The 20,298-nt window shown below is 37.2% G+C and carries 14 protein-coding genes, 6 tRNA genes, 3 rRNA genes, 1 riboswitch and 1 other annotated feature (1 of these 25 only partly in view); of the genes, 5 read left to right on the top strand and 18 right to left on the bottom strand.

Annotated elements, in window-relative coordinates:
- Positions 1-103: a binding site (T-box leader), on the bottom strand; it reaches 87 nt to the left of the window's first position.
- 70 nt (positions 104-173) lie between these two features.
- Complete coding sequence (locus tag FOD82_RS02525; protein WP_144354921.1) at positions 174-851, top strand: phosphatase PAP2 family protein; 678 nt, start codon at positions 174-176, stop codon at positions 849-851.
- Positions 852-885: 34 nt separating this feature from the next.
- Here FOD82_RS02525 and FOD82_RS02520 read toward each other — a convergent pair whose 3' ends face one another.
- The 11 genes from FOD82_RS02520 to FOD82_RS02470 all read right to left on the bottom strand — a co-directional run bounded on the left by FOD82_RS02520 (position 886) and on the right by FOD82_RS02470 (position 9,417).
- Positions 886-2,340, bottom strand: coding sequence for an MDR family MFS transporter (locus tag FOD82_RS02520; protein WP_144354920.1), 1,455 nt, complete (start codon positions 2,338-2,340; stop codon positions 886-888).
- Positions 2,341-2,356: 16 nt separating this feature from the next.
- Positions 2,357-3,556, bottom strand: coding sequence for a methionine adenosyltransferase (gene metK, locus FOD82_RS02515; protein ID WP_144354919.1), 1,200 nt, complete (start codon positions 3,554-3,556; stop codon positions 2,357-2,359).
- Positions 3,554-3,639, bottom strand: a riboswitch (SMK box riboswitch). Its footprint overlaps the gene before it by 3 nt.
- 70 nt (positions 3,640-3,709) lie before the next feature.
- Positions 3,710-3,782: transfer RNA gene (locus FOD82_RS02510), tRNA-Val, on the bottom strand.
- A gap of 5 nt (positions 3,783-3,787) precedes the next feature.
- Positions 3,788-3,859: transfer RNA gene (locus FOD82_RS02505), tRNA-Glu, on the bottom strand.
- 311 nt (positions 3,860-4,170) lie between these two features.
- A tRNA-Asp gene (locus FOD82_RS02500) sits at positions 4,171-4,244 on the bottom strand.
- A gap of 4 nt (positions 4,245-4,248) precedes the next feature.
- Positions 4,249-4,321: transfer RNA gene (locus FOD82_RS02495), tRNA-Val, on the bottom strand.
- A gap of 34 nt (positions 4,322-4,355) precedes the next feature.
- Positions 4,356-4,446: transfer RNA gene (locus tag FOD82_RS02490), tRNA-Ser, on the bottom strand.
- Between the two features lie 25 nt (positions 4,447-4,471).
- A tRNA-Asn gene (locus FOD82_RS02485) sits at positions 4,472-4,544 on the bottom strand.
- Between the two features lie 13 nt (positions 4,545-4,557).
- Positions 4,558-4,674, bottom strand: a 5S ribosomal RNA gene (gene rrf, locus FOD82_RS02480).
- A 68-nt stretch (positions 4,675-4,742) separates the two neighbouring features.
- A 23S ribosomal RNA gene (locus tag FOD82_RS02475) occupies positions 4,743-7,648 on the bottom strand.
- A 204-nt stretch (positions 7,649-7,852) separates the two neighbouring features.
- Positions 7,853-9,417 (bottom strand): 16S ribosomal RNA (locus FOD82_RS02470).
- Together the 16S, 23S and 5S rRNA genes with 6 tRNA genes alongside form the textbook arrangement of a ribosomal RNA operon.
- Positions 9,418-9,953: 536 nt before the next feature.
- Between FOD82_RS02470 and FOD82_RS02465 the strand changes: the two genes are divergently transcribed.
- Both FOD82_RS02465 and FOD82_RS02460 read left to right on the top strand, forming a co-directional pair.
- Positions 9,954-10,868: an NAD(P)/FAD-dependent oxidoreductase gene (locus tag FOD82_RS02465; protein WP_242450192.1), complete on the top strand. Its 915-nt coding sequence runs from the start codon at positions 9,954-9,956 to the stop codon at positions 10,866-10,868.
- Between the two features lie 9 nt (positions 10,869-10,877).
- On the top strand, positions 10,878-11,528 hold the full coding sequence (locus FOD82_RS02460; protein ID WP_144354917.1) for a VTT domain-containing protein: 651 nt from the start codon (positions 10,878-10,880) through the stop codon (positions 11,526-11,528).
- Positions 11,529-11,538: 10 nt separating this feature from the next.
- Here the strand turns inward: FOD82_RS02460 and FOD82_RS02455 are convergent, their stop codons facing one another.
- The 5 genes from FOD82_RS02455 to FOD82_RS02435 are packed head-to-tail and all read right to left on the bottom strand — an operon-like array spanning position 11,539 to position 15,218.
- On the bottom strand, positions 11,539-12,144 hold the full coding sequence (locus FOD82_RS02455; RefSeq protein WP_144354916.1) for a TIGR01906 family membrane protein: 606 nt from the start codon (positions 12,142-12,144) through the stop codon (positions 11,539-11,541).
- Positions 12,141-12,917, bottom strand: coding sequence for a TIGR01457 family HAD-type hydrolase (locus tag FOD82_RS02450; protein ID WP_144354915.1), 777 nt, complete (start codon positions 12,915-12,917; stop codon positions 12,141-12,143). Before FOD82_RS02450 ends, FOD82_RS02455 begins: the two co-directional genes overlap by 4 nt.
- A 2-nt stretch (positions 12,918-12,919) precedes the next feature.
- Positions 12,920-13,504 (bottom strand): YutD family protein, encoded by a 585-nt coding sequence (locus FOD82_RS02445; RefSeq protein WP_144354914.1) that lies wholly within the window; start codon positions 13,502-13,504, stop codon positions 12,920-12,922.
- A gap of 4 nt (positions 13,505-13,508) precedes the next feature.
- Positions 13,509-14,879 (bottom strand): bifunctional UDP-sugar hydrolase/5'-nucleotidase, encoded by a 1,371-nt coding sequence (locus FOD82_RS02440; protein ID WP_144354913.1) that lies wholly within the window; start codon positions 14,877-14,879, stop codon positions 13,509-13,511.
- A gap of 9 nt (positions 14,880-14,888) precedes the next feature.
- Positions 14,889-15,218, bottom strand: a complete 330-nt coding sequence (locus tag FOD82_RS02435) for a hypothetical protein (RefSeq protein WP_144354912.1) — start codon at positions 15,216-15,218, stop codon at positions 14,889-14,891.
- Positions 15,219-15,293: 75 nt separating this feature from the next.
- Between FOD82_RS02435 and FOD82_RS02430 the strand changes: the two genes are divergently transcribed.
- Positions 15,294-16,670: a glycerophosphodiester phosphodiesterase gene (locus tag FOD82_RS02430; protein WP_144354911.1), complete on the top strand. Its 1,377-nt coding sequence runs from the start codon at positions 15,294-15,296 to the stop codon at positions 16,668-16,670.
- Between the two features lie 58 nt (positions 16,671-16,728).
- Positions 16,729-18,132, top strand: a complete 1,404-nt coding sequence (pepV, locus tag FOD82_RS02425) for a dipeptidase PepV (protein ID WP_144354910.1) — start codon at positions 16,729-16,731, stop codon at positions 18,130-18,132.
- 77 nt (positions 18,133-18,209) lie between these two features.
- Here the strand turns inward: pepV and FOD82_RS02420 are convergent, their stop codons facing one another.
- Both FOD82_RS02420 and FOD82_RS02415 read right to left on the bottom strand, forming a co-directional pair.
- The gene (locus FOD82_RS02420) at positions 18,210-19,040 is read right to left on the bottom strand and encodes a transporter substrate-binding domain-containing protein (protein WP_242450213.1); all 831 of its coding nucleotides are present in this window, start codon (positions 19,038-19,040) and stop codon (positions 18,210-18,212) included.
- A gap of 124 nt (positions 19,041-19,164) precedes the next feature.
- Positions 19,165-20,166 carry a substrate-binding domain-containing protein gene (locus FOD82_RS02415; protein ID WP_144354908.1) on the bottom strand — a complete coding sequence of 334 codons (1,002 nt, stop codon included), beginning with the start codon at positions 20,164-20,166 and terminating at the stop codon, positions 19,165-19,167.
- Positions 20,167-20,298 lie beyond the last annotated feature (132 nt).

Below are 20,298 nucleotides of genomic sequence, written 5' to 3'. Positions count from 1 at the left end.
GGCTTATCTTAGGACAAGTTCACAAGTTCTTAGTAAGACTTCACAGCTACCAGTCTCTCTCTGAAAAAAATTACCTGCTACTACTTCCTAACCTTTATTTTCTAATGGATAATGATTATAATTTACCACATATGCTAAAAAAAACAAGTGTTAATTGTTAGGAGAGGAAAAATTTGATTAATACAAAACGTCCGCCAAGAGATACTCTGCCATGGGGAATTGTTTTTTTAACAATTTACGTTATTTGGGCAATTTTAGTTTCTACAGGTTCTGAACTTATTCATCAATTTGATAAAACTATTATTTCTGTTGTTTGCAATAATAATCCTGCCAATGTTGCCTTTGCTAAGACTTTTACTAACCTTGGTAATACTAGCACGATTGTAGTTGAAACAGTTATTCTAGTTGTGATTTTACTTTTATTTAAGCAGTTCGCTTATGCGTGGTTTACCGCAGGTGTAATGATTGCAGCAAATGGTTATAATTGGATAATTAAACATGCAATTGAGCGTCAAAGACCTACAGTTCATCATTTAGTATATGCAGATGGATATAGTTTTCCATCAGGGCATTCAGTCGGAAGTGCTGCTTTATTTGGAATTTTAATTTTTTTAACTATTTTACTAGTTAAAAATAAATTTTGGAAAACTCTATTAATTATAATTTGGGCATTGTTTCCAATTCTAATAGGATATACCAGAATTTTTGTACATGTCCATTATCCTTCAGATGTTTTTGGAGGATGGATTGAAGGAATTACATTTGTATTACTTGGTTATTCTTTTCTTTACCATTTTTATATTGAACCTGAAATGGCAAACCATAATTTTAAACGAAAAACTCGTTCATAAAAATAAGCTTCGTGAGCATTCACGAAGCTTATTTTTATACTTTTTGATAATCTTTATAAGTTCTATTCAAAATTATTGAAATAATGATAACAATTAATGAAACCACATATACACCAATTAATCCAGCAAATAAAACTTGTCTTAATTGCGGTACCAAATTTGGCGCTAACTCTTTAGCTTTTTCCGCAGATACAATCTTATTCATCATATTTTGGGTTAGTCCTGGATGAAGTGATAATTGATGAGCAATAATTGTATTAAAAGTAATTCCATAAATAGAAACCATCATTGTTTGTCCCAAATACTTCATTAACGTATTAAAAGAAGTTGCCACTCCAATATCTTCTTTACCTACAATAACTTGAGAACGAACTTGAGAAGCTGTAGTAATTGCACCAAAAGCGATTCCATTAAAAGCAGCTATGATGCAAAATACCCAAAATGGCGTATAAATAGGAACCACTATCAAAGCTAAATCAGTAACCACTAACAAGGCTAACATAATATCATAAGTCTTTTTAATGCCCCATCTTCCTAACATTCCACCAATTAGAAAAGATCCAACAATCCACATTAGTGAACTTGGAGTTACTGCAAACCCTGCTAAAGATGCATTAGTTCCATTAATCCCTTGCATCCAAGTTGGAATATAAAATTCAAAACCAATTACAACACCCGAAATAAGTAGCGTAATTAAGTTAATTGCTAAGAATTCTCTATCTTTTAACATTGAAAGCGGCATAATTGGATCTTGTGCTCGTTTTTCAACTTTAAAGAAAGCAACTACACTTATTAAAATTATTGCAGCCAAAACTGCCATTATAACCCAACTGATTCCAGAACCTAATTCTTGCAAGAAAAACATTAAACTTAAAAGTAAAATAACAAGCCAAATTGTTCCTTTCAAATCTAACTTAGATGTAGAACTTGTTTTTTTCTCTTTAAAGAATAATAAAACTAATAAAAACGCTACAATTCCAATTGGTACATTAATATAAAAGACCCAATGCCATGATAAGTGCTGGACAATAAAGCCTCCTAAAAGAGGTGCAATAACTGAAGCTACACCCCAAAATCCTGAATTAAGCCCCAACATTTTAGCACGTTTTTTTAAAGTGTATAAATCAGCAATAATTGTAATTGCTACAGGCTGAACGGCGCCTGAACCTAAACCCTGAATTACTCTAAATATAATTAATTCAACCATATTGTGAGCTAAGCCACATAACGAGGATCCTATAACGAATATTGCAATTCCAAACAAAAAAACTGGCTTTCGCCCAAAGCTATCCGCCAGTTTTCCATATAAAGGAGTCGACACCGCTGTCATTAACAGGAATATTGAAACAACCCAATTCATTATTTCAAGTCCATTTAAATCTGAAACTATTGTTGGCATAGCAGTTGAAACAATCGTTCCTTCAATCGCGGTCATAAAAGTCGTCATAAAAATCGCAAGCGTGACTATTTTCACGTTTGTTTTTTTCATAGTTTACCCCTTAAAATTATTTATGCTCTTCTACAAAATCAAGTAAATCTTGAGTTTTATCAGTTCGCTCCCATGGTAAATCTACATCAGTTCTACCAAAATGACCATATGCAGCAGTTTGTTCGTAAATTGGACGGCGCAAGTCTAACATTTCAATTATACCAGCAGGTCTTAAATCAAAAATGTTACGAACTGCTTCAGTAAGCACTTCATCGCTAACTTTACCTGTTCCTGCGGTATCAATCATAATAGAAACTGGATGAGCTACCCCAATTGCATAAGCAAGTTGAACTTCACAACGGTAAGCTAAGCCAGCAGCCACAATGTTCTTAGCAACATATCTTGCAGCATAACTTGCACTACGGTCAACTTTAGTAGCATCTTTTCCTGAAAATGCACCACCACCATGACGTGCATAGCCACCATAAGTATCAACAATAATTTTACGTCCGGTAAGACCTGAATCACCCTTAGGTCCTCCAATAACAAAACGCCCAGATGGATTAATTAAAAACTTAGTTTTTTCATCTAAGTATTTTTCAGGTATTACTTCCTTAATAACGAGATCAATCATTGCTCGACGAATTTCTTCATTAGATACTTCATCATCAGTTTGAGTTGAAATAACTACAGTGTCAACTCTCATTGGCATATTGTCTTCATTATATTCGACAGTAACTTGTGCCTTAGCATCTGGACGAAGCCATTCTAGAGTTTTATCTTTTCTAAGTATAGCAACTCTCTTCATAAGCTTATGTGCTAAAGAAATTGGAAGAGGCATTAGTTCTGGAGTTTCTTTAACCGCAAAACCAAACATTAAACCTTGGTCACCTGCACCAATTTGATCAAGTTCATCAGAATTTGACTTATTTTCACGAACTTCAAGTGAATTATCAACACCACCAGCAATATCTGCTGACTGTTCGTCAATATCTACTAACACTGCACAATTATTTCCATCAAAACCAAGTTCTGGTTTGTCATAACCAATCTTAAGAACAGTTTTTCTAACTACTTTTTGAATATCCACATAAGCATTCGTAGATATTTCTCCAAATACATAAACCATACCTGTAGTTACAATTGTTTCGCAGGCAACGTGAGCATTTGGATCTTTTTCTAATAATGCATCCAAAATAGCATCTGAAATTTGATCAGCAACTTTATCAGGATGTCCTTCAGAAACTGATTCTGATGTAAATAAACGTTTTTCCATATTAGTCCCCCTATATAGACAATAGCTATTCGGTTACAAGGCATCTTCACAAATTATGAATCCTATCAGGACTTGAACCGATAATAATAATTTTTCCTCGTTCTAAAGCATAAAAAAAGACCACCGATTTAATATCCGGTAGTCTCCGAACGATGGAGGATACAGGGCTCGAACCTGTGACCTCCTGCTTGTAAGGCAGATGCTCTCCCAGCTGAGCTAATCCTCCATGAGTGACCCGTACGGGATTTGAACCCATGTTACGGCCGTGAAAGGGCCGTGTCTTAACCACTTGACCAACGGGTCATATTCAATTTATACTTCATATCTCAAGCACATTTATTAGTATACCTGATGTTTGAAAAATTGCAAGCTTTTTTTATAAAAAATAAAATTAAAAGCCATTAGGTGTAGCATTACCTAATGACTCCAGTTGTTTAATCTAATCTATATACTTTTCTTAATGGTAGCAGATATTATATCTGTCCTCCATTATGTTTTAAACTCTGTATGTTTTATTCCCTACGTATATTATTTTCTCAAACTTTAATTAAAATAGCAAGTTTTTTATAAAAATAAAAACGAAGTACTTTAAAAAGTACTTCGTTTATTATTAGCGGTCCATATCGGATTTGAACCGATGATCTCCTCCGTGACAGGGAGGCGAGATAAACCACTGCTCCAATGGACCGGAATGGAGGATACAGGGCTCGAACCTGTGACCTCCTGCTTGTAAGGCAGATGCTCTCCCAGCTGAGCTAATCCTCCAACTAAAACAGGCTAACATACTGAGCTAGTCCTACGGAGTGTGAGGGATTTGAACCCTCGATACAGGATTAAGCCCGTATACATGATTTCCAATCATGCTCCTTAAGCCACTCGGACAACACTCCATTAGGTTTAAATATAACCCGCTAGCTCCGGCTGTCAGACTCGAACTGACGACATCTTGATTAACAGTCAAGCGCTCTACCAACTGAGCTAAGCCGGAATATTAAAAAAGAGCACGGCAGCTGCCTACCCTCGCAGGCAGTCTCCCACCAACTACTCTCGGCGTTAAGAAGCTTAACTTCCGTGTTCGGCATGGGAACGGGTGTATCCTTCTTGCTATCGCCACCGTACTCTTTTGTGAGCTTTTACACTCAAAACTGAATATGAAACCTTTCCGCAAAAACCGTTGCGAATCGCTTTGGTCAAGATATCGACTGATTAGTACTGGTCCGCTCCAAGTATCACTACTCTTCCACTTCCAGCCTATCTACCTCATAGTCTCTGAGGTGTCTTACTGCTTTCGCAAAGGAAATCTCATCTTGAGGGGGGCTTCGCACTTAGATGCTTTCAGCGCTTATCCCTTCCGCACATAGCTACCCAGCGATGCCTTTGGCAAGACAACTGGTACACCAGCGGTGCGTCCATCCCGGTCCTCTCGTACTAAGGACAGCTCCTCTCAAATTTCCTGCGCCCACGACGGATAGGGACCGAACTGTCTCACGACGTTCTGAACCCAGCTCGCGTGCCGCTTTAATGGGCGAACAGCCCAACCCTTGGGACCGACTTCAGCCCCAGGATGCGACGAGCCGACATCGAGGTGCCAAACCTCCCCGTCGATGTGAACTCTTGGGGGAGATAAGCCTGTTATCCCCAGGGTAGCTTTTATCCGTTGAGTGATGGCCCTTCCATACGGTACCACCAGATCACTAAGCCCGACTTTCGTCCCTGCTCGAGATGTATCTCTCGCAGTCAAGCTCCCTTATACCTTTACACTCTGCGAATGATTTCCAACCATTCTGAGGGAACCTTTGGGCGCCTCCGTTACACTTTAGGAGGCGACCGCCCCAGTCAAACTGCCCACCTGACACTGTCCCTGACGCCGCTGAGGCGCCGAGGTTAGAGTATCCATCAAACAAGGGTAGTATCCCAACAGTGCCTCCGATAAAACTAGCGTCCTATCTTCTCAGGCTCCTACCTATCCTGTACATGTTTAACAGATACCCAATATCAAGCTACAGTGAAGCTCCATGGGGTCTTTCCGTCCTGTCGCGGGTAACCCGCATCTTCACGGGTATTATAATTTCACCGAGTCTCTCGTTGAGACAGTGCCCAAATCATTACACCTTTCGTGCAGGTCGGAACTTACCCGACAAGGAATTTCGCTACCTTAGGACCGTTATAGTTACGGCCGCCGTTTACTGGGGCTTCAATTCGAACCTTCGCCTAAGCTAAGCTCTCCTCTTAACCTTCCAGCACCGGGCAGGTGTCAGCACCTATACGTCGTCTTACGACTTTGCAGATACCTGTGTTTTTGATAAACAGTTGTTTGGGCCTATTCACTGCGGCTGATCTGTTACGATCAGCACCCCTTCTCCCGAAGTTACGGGGTCATTTTGCCGAGTTCCTTAACGAGAGTTCTCTCGCTCACCTTAGTGTTCTCCACTCGACTACCTGTGTCGGTTTGCGGTACGGGTACGATCTCTCTGGCTAGAAGCTTTTCTCGGCAGTGTGACATCAGAACCTTCGCTACTTTTATTTCGCTCCTCATCACGCCTTGCTTTTATCAAGAGCAAGCATTTGACTCACTCTCTGGCTTGACGCTTGAACGTGGATTTCCAGCCCCACGCGTTCCTAGCCTCCTGCGTCCCTCCATCGCTCTTAACGATTGATCGCAGTACAGGAATCTCTACCTGTTGTCCATCGACTACGCCTCTCGGCCTTGCCTTAGGTCCCGACTTACCCTGGGCGGACGAGCCTGCCCCAGGAAACCTTAGTCTTTCGGCGGATAGGATTCTCACCTATCTTTCGCTACTCATACCGGCATTCTCACTTCTAAGCGCTCCAACAGTCCTCTCGATCTGCCTTCGCCGCACTTAGAACGCTCTCCTACCACGTGCTCTTTAAAACACATCCACAGTTTCGGTACTATGCTTAGCCCCGGTAAATTTTCGGCGCAGCGCCACTCGACTAGTGAGCTATTACGCACTCTTTGAATGATGGCTGCTTCTGAGCCAACGTCCTAGTTGTCTACGCAACTCCACATCCTTTTCCACTTAGCATAGATTTGGGGACCTTAACTGGTGATCTGGGCTGTTTCCCTTTCGACTACGGATCTTATCACTCGCAGTCTGACTCCCGTGTATGGATATATGGAATTCGTAGTTTATCTGGATTCAGTAACCCCTGACGGGCCCCTAGTCCAAACAGAGCTCTACCTCCATTATCCTCTACCACGAGGCTAGCCCTAAAGCTATTTCGGAGAGAACCAGCTATCTCCAAGTTCGTTTGGAATTTCACCGCTACCCACAGCTCATCCCCGCAATTTTTAACTTACGTGGGTTCGGTCCTCCAGCGTGTTTTACCACGCCTTCAACCTGGCCATGGGTAGGTCACTTGGTTTCGGGTCTACGTCATGCAACTGCTCGCCCTATTCAGACTCGCTTTCGCTGCGGCTCCGTCTTTTCTGACTTAACCTCGCTGCATAACGTAACTCGCCGGTTCATTCTACAAAAGGCACGCCATTACACTTTAATGTGCTCTGACTACTTGTAGGCACACGGTTTCAGGTTCTCTTTCACTCCCCTTCCGGGGTTCTTTTCACCTTTCCCTCACGGTACTGGTTCACTATCGGTCACTAGCTAGTATTTAGCCTTGCGAGATGGTCCTCGCGGATTCAACCGGGATTCCTCGTGTCCCGGCCTACTCAGGATACTGCTCAGCCTTCTTAAGATTTCGCTTACGGGGCTCTCACCCTCTCTGGCTCACCTTCCCAGATGATTCTGCTATCTCTTGAAGTGCCTTATTGCAGTCCTACAACCCTCAATAATAAATTACTGAGTTTGGGCTCTTTCCTCTTCGCTCGCCGCTACTAAGGAAATCGATCTTTCTTTCTCTTCCTGCAGCTACTTAGATGTTTCAGTTCACTGCGTCTTGCCCTTACCATCTTAACAATGATAAGTAATGCATCTCTGCACTGGGTTCCCCCATTCGGATACCCCCGGATCATAGCTTACTTACAGCTCCCCGAGGACTTTCGTGGTTCGTCACGTCCTTCTTCGCCTTCTAGTGCCTAGGCATTCACCGTGCGCCCTTTTCTTCTTGACCTTACTCAAGATCTCTCTTCTCGGTCGCTCTTCGCAATCTGTTCAATGATTGTCTCGGTTTTTGCTTGGTTTCTTATTCAGTTTTCAATGTACTAGCTCTTTTGAGGTACTACCCTCAAAACTAAACAAAGTTTCTCTCGTGTGCTTCCGTTTGCTTTCTTGGCTTCTGTTAGTATCTCTACTCTCCACCATTCAGCTTCCTTAGAAAGGAGGTGATCCAGCCGCAGGTTCTCCTACGGCTACCTTGTTACGACTTCACCCTAATCATCTGTCCCACCTTAGACGGCTGGCTCCATAAAGGTTACCTCACCGGCTTTGGGTGTTACAGACTCTCATGGTGTGACGGGCGGTGTGTACAAGGCCCGGGAACGTATTCACCGCGGCGTGCTGATCCGCGATTACTAGCGATTCCAGCTTCGTGCAGGCGAGTTGCAGCCTGCAGTCCGAACTGAGAACAGCTTTAAGAGATCCGCTTGCCTTCACAGGTTCGCTTCTCGTTGTACTGCCCATTGTAGCACGTGTGTAGCCCAGGTCATAAGGGGCATGATGACTTGACGTCATCCCCACCTTCCTCCGGTTTGTCACCGGCAGTCTCATTAGAGTGCCCAACTTAATGCTGGCAACTAATAACAAGGGTTGCGCTCGTTGCGGGACTTAACCCAACATCTCACGACACGAGCTGACGACAGCCATGCACCACCTGTCTTAGCGTCCCCGAAGGGAACTCCTAATCTCTTAGGATGGCACTAGATGTCAAGACCTGGTAAGGTTCTTCGCGTTGCTTCGAATTAAACCACATGCTCCACCGCTTGTGCGGGCCCCCGTCAATTCCTTTGAGTTTCAACCTTGCGGTCGTACTCCCCAGGCGGAGTGCTTAATGCGTTAGCTGCAGCACTGAGAGGCGGAAACCTCCCAACACTTAGCACTCATCGTTTACGGCATGGACTACCAGGGTATCTAATCCTGTTCGCTACCCATGCTTTCGAGCCTCAGCGTCAGTTACAGACCAGAGAGCCGCCTTCGCCACTGGTGTTCTTCCATATATCTACGCATTCCACCGCTACACATGGAGTTCCACTCTCCTCTTCTGCACTCAAGAAACACAGTTTCCGATGCAATTCCTCGGTTGAGCCGAGGGCTTTCACATCAGACTTATCTTTCCGCCTGCGCTCGCTTTACGCCCAATAAATCCGGACAACGCTTGCCACCTACGTATTACCGCGGCTGCTGGCACGTAGTTAGCCGTGACTTTCTGGTTGATTACCGTCAAACATGAGCCAGTTACTACTCATGTCCTTCTTCACCAACAACAGAGCTTTACGATCCGAAAACCTTCTTCACTCACGCGGCGTTGCTCCATCAGGCTTTCGCCCATTGTGGAAGATTCCCTACTGCTGCCTCCCGTAGGAGTTTGGGCCGTGTCTCAGTCCCAATGTGGCCGATCAGTCTCTCAACTCGGCTATGCATCGTCGCCTTGGTGAGCCGTTACCTCACCAACTAGCTAATGCACCGCGGGTCCATCCTTTAGCGACAGCTTACGCCGCCTTTCAATCTACAGCCATGCAGCTATAGATCATATCCGGTATTAGCACCTGTTTCCAAGTGGTATCCCAGACTTAAGGGCAGGTTACCCACGTGTTACTCACCCATCCGCCGCTCGCTTCCAAAGCGTCATTACCGAAGTAAATCTGCTAATTCCGCTCGCTCGACTTGCATGTATTAGGCACGCCGCCAGCGTTCGTCCTGAGCCAGGATCAAACTCTCATTTTTATAAATAATCGTTTTTTTAAGATCTTTGTCTCAAAATTTATTGCTTGCGAATTGACTTCGCTCATTTGTTTGGGTTATTACACCCGCACACTTTGCGAAACTTTGTTCAGTTTTCAATGTACTACCTTCTGACTTAGAAGTCAGCTTTTATATTATATCAGGCTCATTTTCTTTTGTCAAGAACTTTTTTCAATTTCTTTTAAAAGATTTTTGAGCTTGGCTGTCATCTCTCTTTGGCTTTCTGCCTTTTTCCTGACGACAGTTAAATATATTACCAGCTTTTCTTCTTTTTGACAACCCCTTTTTTGAATCTTTTTTAAAAAAGTTTCCTTGAGCTATCTCTTCCTTTTTCAGAAGTTCTTTATCGCTTCAAGCGACTTTATTAGAATACAGGACTTTTTGTTAAATTGCAAGCTTTTTTTGCAAAAAATTTTAATGAATCTTTTTAAGTTTCGTGTTAAAGTTTATACATCAATAGTTAAGAGAGGGGTTTTAATATCAAAAATTTTGATTTAGCAATTATCGGGGCTGGTCCTGTGGGACTTTTTGCTGCAGATTTTGCTCATCTTCATGGTTTAAATACTATTATTTTTGATTCATTAAATGAGGTGGGTGGTCAACCTAACTGGCTTTATCCTTTTAAACAAATTGCCGATATTCCAGTTTTTGACTCCATTACAGGAAGCGACTTAATTAAAAAACTTCATAACAATATCAAAGATAAAGTTACTATACAAACCAATTATAGTGTTGAAAAAGTCAAAAAAAATACTACAGGATTTAAAATTAATGATGATTATCAAGCAAAAACGATTATTATAGCTACAGGAGTCGGTTCTTTTAAACCTAAAAAATTCCCGTTAAAATCAACCCCTGAAATTAATAATCGTATTCATTATTACATTCAGAATCCAGCATTATTCAAAAATCAAACAGTCGGTATTTTTGGTGGCGGTGACTCAGCTTTAGACTGGGGTGTAGAACTTTCAAAATATGCTAATATCAAATTAATTCACCGACGCAAAGAATTTCGGGGATTAGAAAGTAGTGTAAGAAAGCTTAACACTTTAGACAATGTTGAGTTACTCACTCCTTATCTTCCAAAAAATATGGAATTAAAAAATGACAAGCTTTCTATTGAATTAAGAGAAGTTGGCAGCAATAATCTTTTAACACAAAACTTTGATCAAATAGTTGTAGCTTACGGTTTTCGTTCAGATAATCGTTTAATCAAGCAATGGGGTATTGATCTAACTCCATCCCACATCAAAGTTGACCAAGAAATGAAAACCAATATTGATGGCATTTATGCTATTGGTGACGCTGTTAATTATCCTGGAAGAGTCCCAGTGATTGGGCTTGGATTTGGAGAAGCCCAGATTGCAATTACTGCAATAATGCGTCAGCTTTTCCCGGAAAAAACTCTCACAATTCATTCAACAAGTATATAGGAGAAAATTATGCCATTAATTGATTTTATTCTTCATATTGATGACCATTTAGTAACAATAGTTAATCAATTTGGCGGATGGACTTATTTGATTTTATTTGCCATTATTTTTATTGAAACTGGTTTAGTCATCTTTCCATTTTTACCAGGCGATTCATTAATTTTTGCAGCAAGCGCTATGGCAGCTAATCCTCGCTATCAACTTAATATCTGGATTATTTATTTAGTAGTTGCTTTAGCAGCTATTTTAGGAGATAGTGCTAACTATGAAATTGGAGCACGAACTACACACGCTGGTGAAAAACATGCTTGGTTTAATAAATTGATCAATCAAAATAATCGGCTTGCTGCTGAAAAGTTCTTTGATCGACATGGTCCGATTACAATTGTAGTTGGACGTTTCATCCCTTTCATACGAACTTTTGTACCATTTATCTCTGGCGGTAGCAAAATGCATTACGGTAAATTTATAACTTATAATATTGTCGGCGGTATTTTATGGACTGGTCTTTTCACACTTATTGGATTTTTCTTTGGAAATATTCCATTTGTAAAAGATCACTTCTCAATGATTGTTATTGCTATAATATTAGTTTCTGTTGTTCCAATTGTAATTGTCGCATTAAAGAAAAAAATCACACTCAAAAAGGAATTCCACTAAGGAATTCCTTTTATTTGTGCAATAGCTTTTTTATGAAAAACAGTTCATAAATTAAACCACCAACTGCAAAACATGCAGCAAAAAATTCTTCCGTCAAAACATTAATAATTGGATCTGTTTCAGGATCAAACAACCAATTACTATTAGAAAAAAACATATGATGAAAAAGTACAAAAAAACTATCGAAGTTTATCAATGCAAACGGTAAAACAATAAGTGGCAATAATAACAAAGCAATTGTCCATGATCTGTCTAAAGTAAATATAGTCAACTCATGCTTTTTTATTGCTAATATCCACACTACTAAGCAAACAATAAAAACTACTATTACCATTAAAAATAACTTCTTTACATCTGCAAAATGCTCAGCTGCATTAGTTGACGTAGGAAAATCATTCATCCGTAGTTTTCGATCAAAAGGCCAAATCAAATACCACATTAACTGATTATAATTCGACATAACTTTAGAAACCGACAAATTAACTAGATTATATGTTTTCTGAAGTAAAACAGAAATTAATAATAATGGCCAACTTATAATTATTGCTCCAACCACACTAACAGTTAGAGCAAAAAATAAATTATATGCTATAACTAAAGGATTGTTTTTTCTCATATTTTATATTCATCTAAACTATTTACTAAAATTGTAGGCTTCCGCTTTCCAGCAATATCTTCTTTTGTAGTAACACCAGTCAGAGTTAGTAATTGATCAACATCACTATTAAAACCGGCTCTAATATCAGTATTATAGTTATCTCCTACAATCAAAGTTTCATCACTAGTATGTCCAGTTAATTTTAATGCCATATCCACAATAATTGGCTCTGGTTTTCCAATGTATAAAGGTTTTTGACCGGTTGCTGCAGCAATAAATTCACATTGAGAACCATTTCCTGGAATCAATTCATCCCCAAGTGGCAAATTTAAATCTGCATTAGTTCCAATAAATGTTGCTCCATTGCGAATTGCACGCGTTGCCACACGTACTTTATGGTATGTTAAATCTGTATCCATTCCAACAACTACATACTCAGGATTCTCTTCATTTAACTGAAACTCACAGTGTTCATTCAAAAATTCACTTTTTAAGCCAATTTCTCCAATTATGTAAACACCAATTTTCTTATCGTGAGGATGTTTATTTAAAATATAAGTTGCAGTTGCCATGCTAGGAGTATATACATGCTTAGTATCTGTTACGACACCGTGTTTAGCTAATTTTTCTACAACCATTTCAAGAGTACGAGTTGTATTATTAGTTAAAAATAAATAATCTTTACCTTCTTGCTGTAAACGATGAACAAAATTTACCCCACTAGCAATTGTTTCATCTCCACGGTAAACAGTACCATCTAAATCAATTAGATATAATTTATAGTCTTTCATTATTAGCTTTTCCTTTTCTTTTTAATTATAAATGAATGTCGGCTATTTTCTTTTTTTACAGCAATAGTTTTTTGCTTTTTAAATTTTGTTGAATGTACTTTTCTCTTTTTAAAATTATTATGCAAATTTTTCTTAGCATAATGTTTTTTGTAATGACCACGATAATGTTCACGTTTACGTGTATTATTAGTGTAATGATGAACTGGCATTATCAATTGCAAAACAAAATACGCACTACCGGGATTACAATACTCAATTAAGTAATCGGCAATCGCTCTTTGCTTCTTATCAATAGATGTGCGGACATTATCTTTATAAAAACCCTTTAATCTTAAATGATCACTTGAAATATCACCCACTAAAAAATCATACTGATCTAAAAATGGGTCATATTTTTTTCTTAATAAATCAATATCAATGGCATCAAACTTATTAATTAAAATTTTATAAACTTGATTACCAATTCGTATTTTTTGGCCTTCCTCATCAATCACTACTTTAGTTAGTGGATGACGCAAAGGTTGCTTTTTTTCGAATTTGTTTTCACCATTTATAGTGGTGTTCTCTGTATCTTCTTTTTTTGCCATAACTTCACTTCTTGTCTATTGGGTAAGTCTTAGTTAAATAGTCTCCAATAACTTCACGCAAAAATTGCGGGAATAAAAATTCATTTTCTCCTACTATTGATAAAGTTGGGAAAAATGGTATTAAAACATAATGGTCCAAAGTAGCTATTTTATATTCTTTTTCTGGATCAATTTCTTTACCATTTACATAAACGATTCGATGACGAGTATCAACTTTAATTCCTTTATAGTAAACTTGTCCGAAAATTTTTCCTCTAAAACTCATCCCCTGTAAAGGAAACTTATCTAAATAATGTCTATTTTTTTCAATTTCCATTACTAGTCGCCACAAATCAATTCCTTTTAAAGTAGAACGCACTACATGCATTGGATGAGGGAGAGCCTTTTGCAAATCGTATTTAGTTAAAACTCCAGCCTTAAACGGTGTCAAAAACAAGCCAGAACTAAGCATTGCTAAATCCACTCCTGCATACTCACTTATTGCATCTAAAGAAGCTTCAATAGCAATATCCTTATCATCTGCAAACTTAGCTGGTAATTTAGCTACTTTTTCACTTTCTAAAATTTCTCTCCCTTTATCTATATAACCTTGAATAATTTTTTCATCATTTGCCTCAGATGGCATTGATGCAGTAGGAACCGTAGTTGGAACTATCTTTTTAAAATGATGATTGTCATCTACTTCAATATGAATATCACCAACATAATTACCCCATTTTCCTGTTTGAGTGATCCAAGTATTATTAACTTTTTCTCCATTAGGAATTAAGTCATGACTATGGCCGCCAACAATTAAATCAATTTGGGGATAAGTCTTAGCAAGCCATCTATCCATTCTTAAACCAATATGGGTAAGCATAATTAAAGCATCATATTGACCTTCAATTTTTGGCAATAAATCATCCATTGTATTTTTAAGCATTTTTATATGCCAATGATTTGGACCATATGTCATTGGATAAGCAGCCGTTAACCCAATTAAGGCGATTCGAGTACCCTTTTTAGTAGTTAAAATTTTACTTTGACTGCACCAAGTTGGCATTGATTCATCTTCTTCACGTAAATTTGCCAATACCACCGGAAAATCAGCATGATCAAATAACCTTTCAAGAACTTGATGCGAATTAGAAATTCCCTCGTTATTTCCAATAGTGATAGCATCATAATTAAAATCATTCATCAATTTTACATTTGCTTGTCCTTCAGTAGCATCACTTAAAGGATGAGACCTATCCATAAAATCTCCTGCATCAAAAGTTAAAACTTGATCTGCTGTATTATCATGTTGCGCTTGATGAAGATAACGCTTAATTTTAGGAAAATGCTCAAAATGTGAATGTAAATCATTAGTATGTAAAACTCGTAGTGTTTCCATAATGTGCTCCTAACCGATATGATTTGCTTTTAAAACCATATTAAATGCATCTAATATTTTCCCTTTAGGTTTATCCCATTCAGTCCACTTAGGATTTTTCCAATCATCTTCATTCAAAAGGGTCTGAAGATCATAATTTTCATTGATATATTTTTCATAGGTTATCAATGGCTTCGTACGAGCAATATTAACTTGAAGTATCTTAACTTCTTTAATCAAACCATTATCTGCAGCAAGCTCTGCAATTCCATTTTGGTCAATATTAGAAATTTCATAATATTTACTTCCATCATTTCGGGTAACTTCTTCAATTAAATCCAATTGTTCATATTGTGCCATTATCTCAATTCCTTATCTTAAGTTTTATAGCCTTTTTGTGCTTTTACATGTTACCATCTAAGAAGAGGTGGATCTATGCAAAAAAAACATTACTTATTATTAGTTTTTTTCAGTTTAATATTTTGTCTAAACTCAGGCTTCACTGTAGTGGGTCACCGCGGTGATCCAGTCAAATATCCAGAAGAAACTATTCAAAGTGATAACTCTGCTTTCAGTTCTGGAGCTGATTATGTTGAACTCGATCTTCAATTGTCAAAAGATGGAGTATTAGTAATTACTCACGACGACGACCTTTATCGAGTTACTCATACACATGCAATTGTATCACAAAATAATTTTAGTACGCTTAAGCATCTAACATATGATAACGGGGAACATGTCATGAGCTTAAATGAATTATTTGAGCATTACAAAAATAAACCTAATACCAAGTTTGTTTTAGAAACTAAAATTGATCATTCAGTAGATGATTCCTATGAATTAGAAGATAAAATTGCACAAGTAGTTAAAAAATACCATATGGAAAACAGAATCATGATTCATTCTTTTTCTAATGCAAGTTTATTTCATTTTAGGAAAATACTCCCAAATAGCTATTTAATTTTAATTGTCGGAAGTTTAAAACGAATTAATTTTAGTATTTTACCTCAAGTTAATGCAGTAAACGTTTCATCAGATAATATTCAAAATCATCCTTTCCTCATTCGCTGGCTTCATAAATTAAATAAGCAAGTTTATGTATGGGCAGAAATGGATGAGTCACCTTCTTTATGGCATTGGCTTATCAATAAAAATGTAGATGGAGTTGTTACTAATTTCCCTGCAACTGGGTTTAAATATAAATTAGCAAAAAAAGGAACCGAAAAATACGCTATCAATCGCACAGGGGTTTATTTTGGTAAAACTAAAACTGCAACGATGATGAATCCTTATGTCAGAATTAAAGAAAAAAAATATGTTTATCCTAATCAAAAATTAGACATCATGTATGGCGTCAGAGCTGACGATAAGCTTTATTATCAAATTGCTGAAAAAACATTTATTTCTGCAGAATTTGTTAATCTTGATTTAACTAAAAAAGATATTGCTCCTTATGAAAATAAACAAATTCTTGCTCCAACTAATAATGTTGCTATCTATAATTTACCTGAAAACCAATCTAAAACTCAAAAAACTTTACCTTCAAATAAATTATTTAAAATTTTAAATTTCAATGGTACTCCTAAAAATCTCTGGCTTTACACAAGTCAAGGATGGATCAAAGCTAATGATGTTTTATTCTATGGCTTTTTTAACAACTTAGCATTTAAACAGTACAAATCTTTACCTCCAGTCAGTCAATATACCAATATTGCATTACTCAACTTCAAATTACCAGACGTTACAACCAATTCATATTTAGAAAATATTTCCATTTTAAAGAAAATTTGCAATTATAAGGTGCTTCTCTAGCTTAGAGGCACCTTTTTTTGATAAAATTTTTTTAAGATATAAAAAGGAGGATTTTTTAATGGATTTAGATTATAAAAAATTAGCACTTGCTAAAAAAGATGATATTTTACGCGATTTAGGAGAATTAATTGCTATTGATTCTTCTGAAGATCTAAACAATACATCTAAGGAATATCCAGTAGGACCTGGTCCAGTCAAAGCAATGAAAAAGTTCTTGTCTTTTGCAGAACGTGATGGTTTTAATATTAAAAACATTGATAATTATGCTGGCCGAGTAGATTTTGGTGAAGGTGACAAGCGTTTAGGAGTTATCGGTCATATGGATGTTGTACCTGCTGGAGATGGGTGGGTTACTGATCCATTTAAGATGATAATTAAAGATGGTAAAATCATTGGTCGTGGTAGTGCTGATGACAAAGGACCAGCTCTTGCTGCATACTACGGTATGCTTTTACTTAAAGAAGCAGGCTTTAAACCTAAAAAGAAAATTGATTTCATCGTTGGTACCAATGAAGAAACTAACTGGGTTGGAATTAACTACTACTTAAAGCATGAACCAACTCCTGATCAAGTATTTTCTCCAGATGCTGAATATCCTATTATCAATGGTGAACAAGGTATCTATACCTTAACCTTAAAATTTAAAGATAATCCTGAAAAAGGACAATTTAGTTTAGACAAATTTACTGCTGGAATCGCTGCAAATGTTACTCCACAAAAAGCCTTTGCAACTATTTCTGGTCCTGATCTTGATGAAGTACGCAAGGCATATGATAAATTCTTAAAAGAAAATGATCTTGAAGGTGAATTTGAAATCAATGGCGATACTGCCACTCTTGAATTAACTGGTCAAGGTGCTCATGCTTCTGCCCCTCAAGTTGGTAAAAATGCTGCAACTTTCTTGGGTCTTTTCTTAAATGATTTTGAATTTAAAGGTCGTGACAAAAACTTCTTAAACTTCTTAGCTGAAGTTGAACATGAAGACTTCCAAGGTAAGAAGTTAGGCGTATATCATCATGATGAGTTAATGGGTGATTTATCGAGTGCTCCAAGTATCTTTGAATACAATGGCGAAAAAGCAATTTTAAAAGATAATATTCGTTACCCACAGGGAACTGACCCAGAAAAAATGGTCAAACAAGTCAATGATAAGTTTGGTGACATTTTGACAGCAAGCTTCGATTCATTTGAAGAACCTCACTACGTTCCAGGAGATGATCCACTGGTAAAAACTCTTCTTAAAGTATACGAACATCAAACTGGTAAGCCAGGACATGAAGTTGTAATTGGCGGAGGGACTTATGGTCGTCTATTTGAACATGGAGTGGCCTTTGGAGCTCAACCAGAAGATGCACCAATGGTAATGCACCAAGCCAATGAATACATGAAAGTTGACGATTTAATTGATTCTATTGCTATCTATGCTGAAGCAATTTATGAATTAACTAAAGATGCTGACTAAATAAAAAAATGGACTTAAAAATGTAATGAGCCTCAAAAGTGTCTAACTTTTGAGGCTCATTACAAAAAGTCCATTTTTTATTTGCCTTCTGCCTCTTTAATACTAAATCCAGGAATTTCACTGAACCATTTTTTCATTAAACGACTATACGTCCCATCTTTTTTAAGTTCAGCCAATGCTTTATCAATTTTATTAGCGAGTTTTGTTTGACCTTTATTAACTGCAATTCCATAAGGTTCATGTGTAAAAGTCCCACCAACAACCTTATAACCAGGATTTTCTGCTGCAATACCTGCAAGCATTCCATTATCTGTACTCATCGCAACAGCTTGACCTGCTTTTAAAGCTGTAAAAGCTTGTCCATAATCATCATATTCTAAAACATGAGCTTTTGGGGCAAACTTATGAATATTTTCAACTGCAGTAGTCCCTTTAACAGCTGCAACAACAGCTTTATCATTATTTAAACTTTTAATATTCTTAACTTTGCTATCTTTTTTTACTAGAAGTGATTGACCAGCATAAAAATATGGTTTAGAAAAAGTAACGATTTTCTTACGTGCAGGTGTAATAGTAACTGAAGAAATAGTCGCATCAATGTTACCATTTTTTAATACAGGGATTTTAGTCTTAGAACTAACTTGAAAGAGTTCAGCTTGTCCATTTTTACCCAAAATCTTTTTAGTGATTGCACGTGCCATATCAATATCAAATCCAACTAATTTATTTTCTTTGATATCCATAATTGAAAACAAACGCGTATCATTTTTTACGCCCCAAATAATTTTATTGCTACTTTTTACTTGCTTATAAACTTCATTTTTAGGAGCTTGTTCTGCTTCACCAGTATCATTTTCACAAGCTGCTAAATTAAGTGCTGCTAGAAAGATAATAATTGCAGCAAACATTTTTCTGTATTTTTTAAGCATCAAATCGTTGCCTCCTGAATTAATTATGCATCCCTTATTATACGAAAAAAGGATGAGTTACTCAAAACGAGTTTCTCATCCTTTTTAAATAAAGTTTTTTCAATTATTGATTTAATGTACTTTGCTTCTTCAAAAGTTCATATGGAAGTTCAATATTTGTATCATCAACTTCTTCATTATTCATCAACTTTGTTAGCATTCTCATTGCTACTGCACCCATATCATAAAGTGGCTGCTTAATAGTAGTAAGAGCAGGACGAACAACGGAAGCAATCTGTGTGGCACTTGCAGTTACAATTTCTAAGTCTTCTGGTACATTTCTACCAGCATCAATAGCAGAATTTAAGATACCAACAGCACTACTATCACGAGTAACGATTACCCCATCAACTCCATCTTTTACAAGTTGAGAATAAAGATTATAACCATCTGAATAATCTTTAATATTGGTATAAATATGTTCTTCAGATATATTGTGATCCTTTAAAAATTGCTTATATGCAGGGATACGATATTCACTATTAACTACAGCATTAGGATCTCCCACAACCATAGCTAAATTCTTTTTACCATCATTAAACATTAAATTTAATGCTTCTGTATCGGCTTTTTTATAATCGATAGTAACTGAAGGTAAATCAGTATGATTATCCTTAGTTCCGGCAAGAACAACAGGAGTATTAGTTCTTTCAAAGGCTTCTAAAGTCTTATCAGATAAGCGATTAGACATGTAAATGACACCATCAACTTGCTTATTAAGCAAACTTTGAATTGCCTGCTCTTCTTTCATTAAACGATTTTCAATACTAGTAATAATAATATTGTACTTATATAAAAGTGCAATATCATCAATTCCTTTTGAAAGCTCCGCAAAGTATAAATTAGTAAGGTCTGGCACAACTAAACCAACAGTTGTTGTACGCTTAGAAGCTAAGCCTTGAGCAACAGCATTTGGTTGATAATGAAGTCTCTTAATAACTTCCATAACTTTGTCACGAGTTTCCTTACGAACATTATTATTTCCATTAACTACTCGAGAAACAGTAGCCATAGAAACTTTCGCTTCTCGAGCAACATCATAAATAGTTACTTCTTGTTTATGCATTTTAATTCCCCAGTTCTTCTTAAAAATTTCCATTACACAAGATAACACGAAAAACAAAAAAGTGCAAACGTTTACACCTATTCTTTCATTTTTTCATGATTTTTTATACTTTTTTCATGTTATAATCACGTT

The sequence above is a fragment of the Lactobacillus sp. LL6 genome (assembly GCF_007570935.1).
GTDB lineage: Bacteria > Bacillota > Bacilli > Lactobacillales > Lactobacillaceae > Lactobacillus.
The sequence above is the reverse complement of the archived record's forward strand: the minus strand, read 5'-3'. Positions and strand labels throughout refer to the sequence as shown.

Bases quoted from the DNA above. Each gene is read 5' to 3' on its own strand.
- FOD82_RS02415 (WP_144354908.1), bottom strand. From the start codon at position 20,166: ATGCATAAACAAGAAGTAACTATTTATGATGTTGCTCGAGAAGCGAAA.
- FOD82_RS02455 (WP_144354916.1), bottom strand. From the start codon at position 12,144: ATGAGAAAAAACAATCCTTTAGTTATAGCATATAATTTATTTTTTGCT.
- FOD82_RS02435 (WP_144354912.1), bottom strand. From the start codon at position 15,218: ATGGCACAATATGAACAATTGGATTTAATTGAAGAAGTTACCCGAAAT.
- FOD82_RS02460 (WP_144354917.1), top strand. From the start codon at position 10,878: ATGCCATTAATTGATTTTATTCTTCATATTGATGACCATTTAGTAACA.
- FOD82_RS02445 (WP_144354914.1), bottom strand. From the start codon at position 13,504: ATGGCAAAAAAAGAAGATACAGAGAACACCACTATAAATGGTGAAAAC.
- FOD82_RS02520 (WP_144354920.1), bottom strand. From the start codon at position 2,340: ATGAAAAAAACAAACGTGAAAATAGTCACGCTTGCGATTTTTATGACG.
- FOD82_RS02430 (WP_144354911.1), top strand. From the start codon at position 15,294: ATGCAAAAAAAACATTACTTATTATTAGTTTTTTTCAGTTTAATATTT.
- FOD82_RS02440 (WP_144354913.1), bottom strand. From the start codon at position 14,879: ATGGAAACACTACGAGTTTTACATACTAATGATTTACATTCACATTTT.
- metK (WP_144354919.1), bottom strand. From the start codon at position 3,556: ATGGAAAAACGTTTATTTACATCAGAATCAGTTTCTGAAGGACATCCT.
- pepV (WP_144354910.1), top strand. From the start codon at position 16,729: ATGGATTTAGATTATAAAAAATTAGCACTTGCTAAAAAAGATGATATT.
- FOD82_RS02420 (WP_242450213.1), bottom strand. From the start codon at position 19,040: ATGTTTGCTGCAATTATTATCTTTCTAGCAGCACTTAATTTAGCAGCT.
- FOD82_RS02450 (WP_144354915.1), bottom strand. From the start codon at position 12,917: ATGAAAGACTATAAATTATATCTAATTGATTTAGATGGTACTGTTTAC.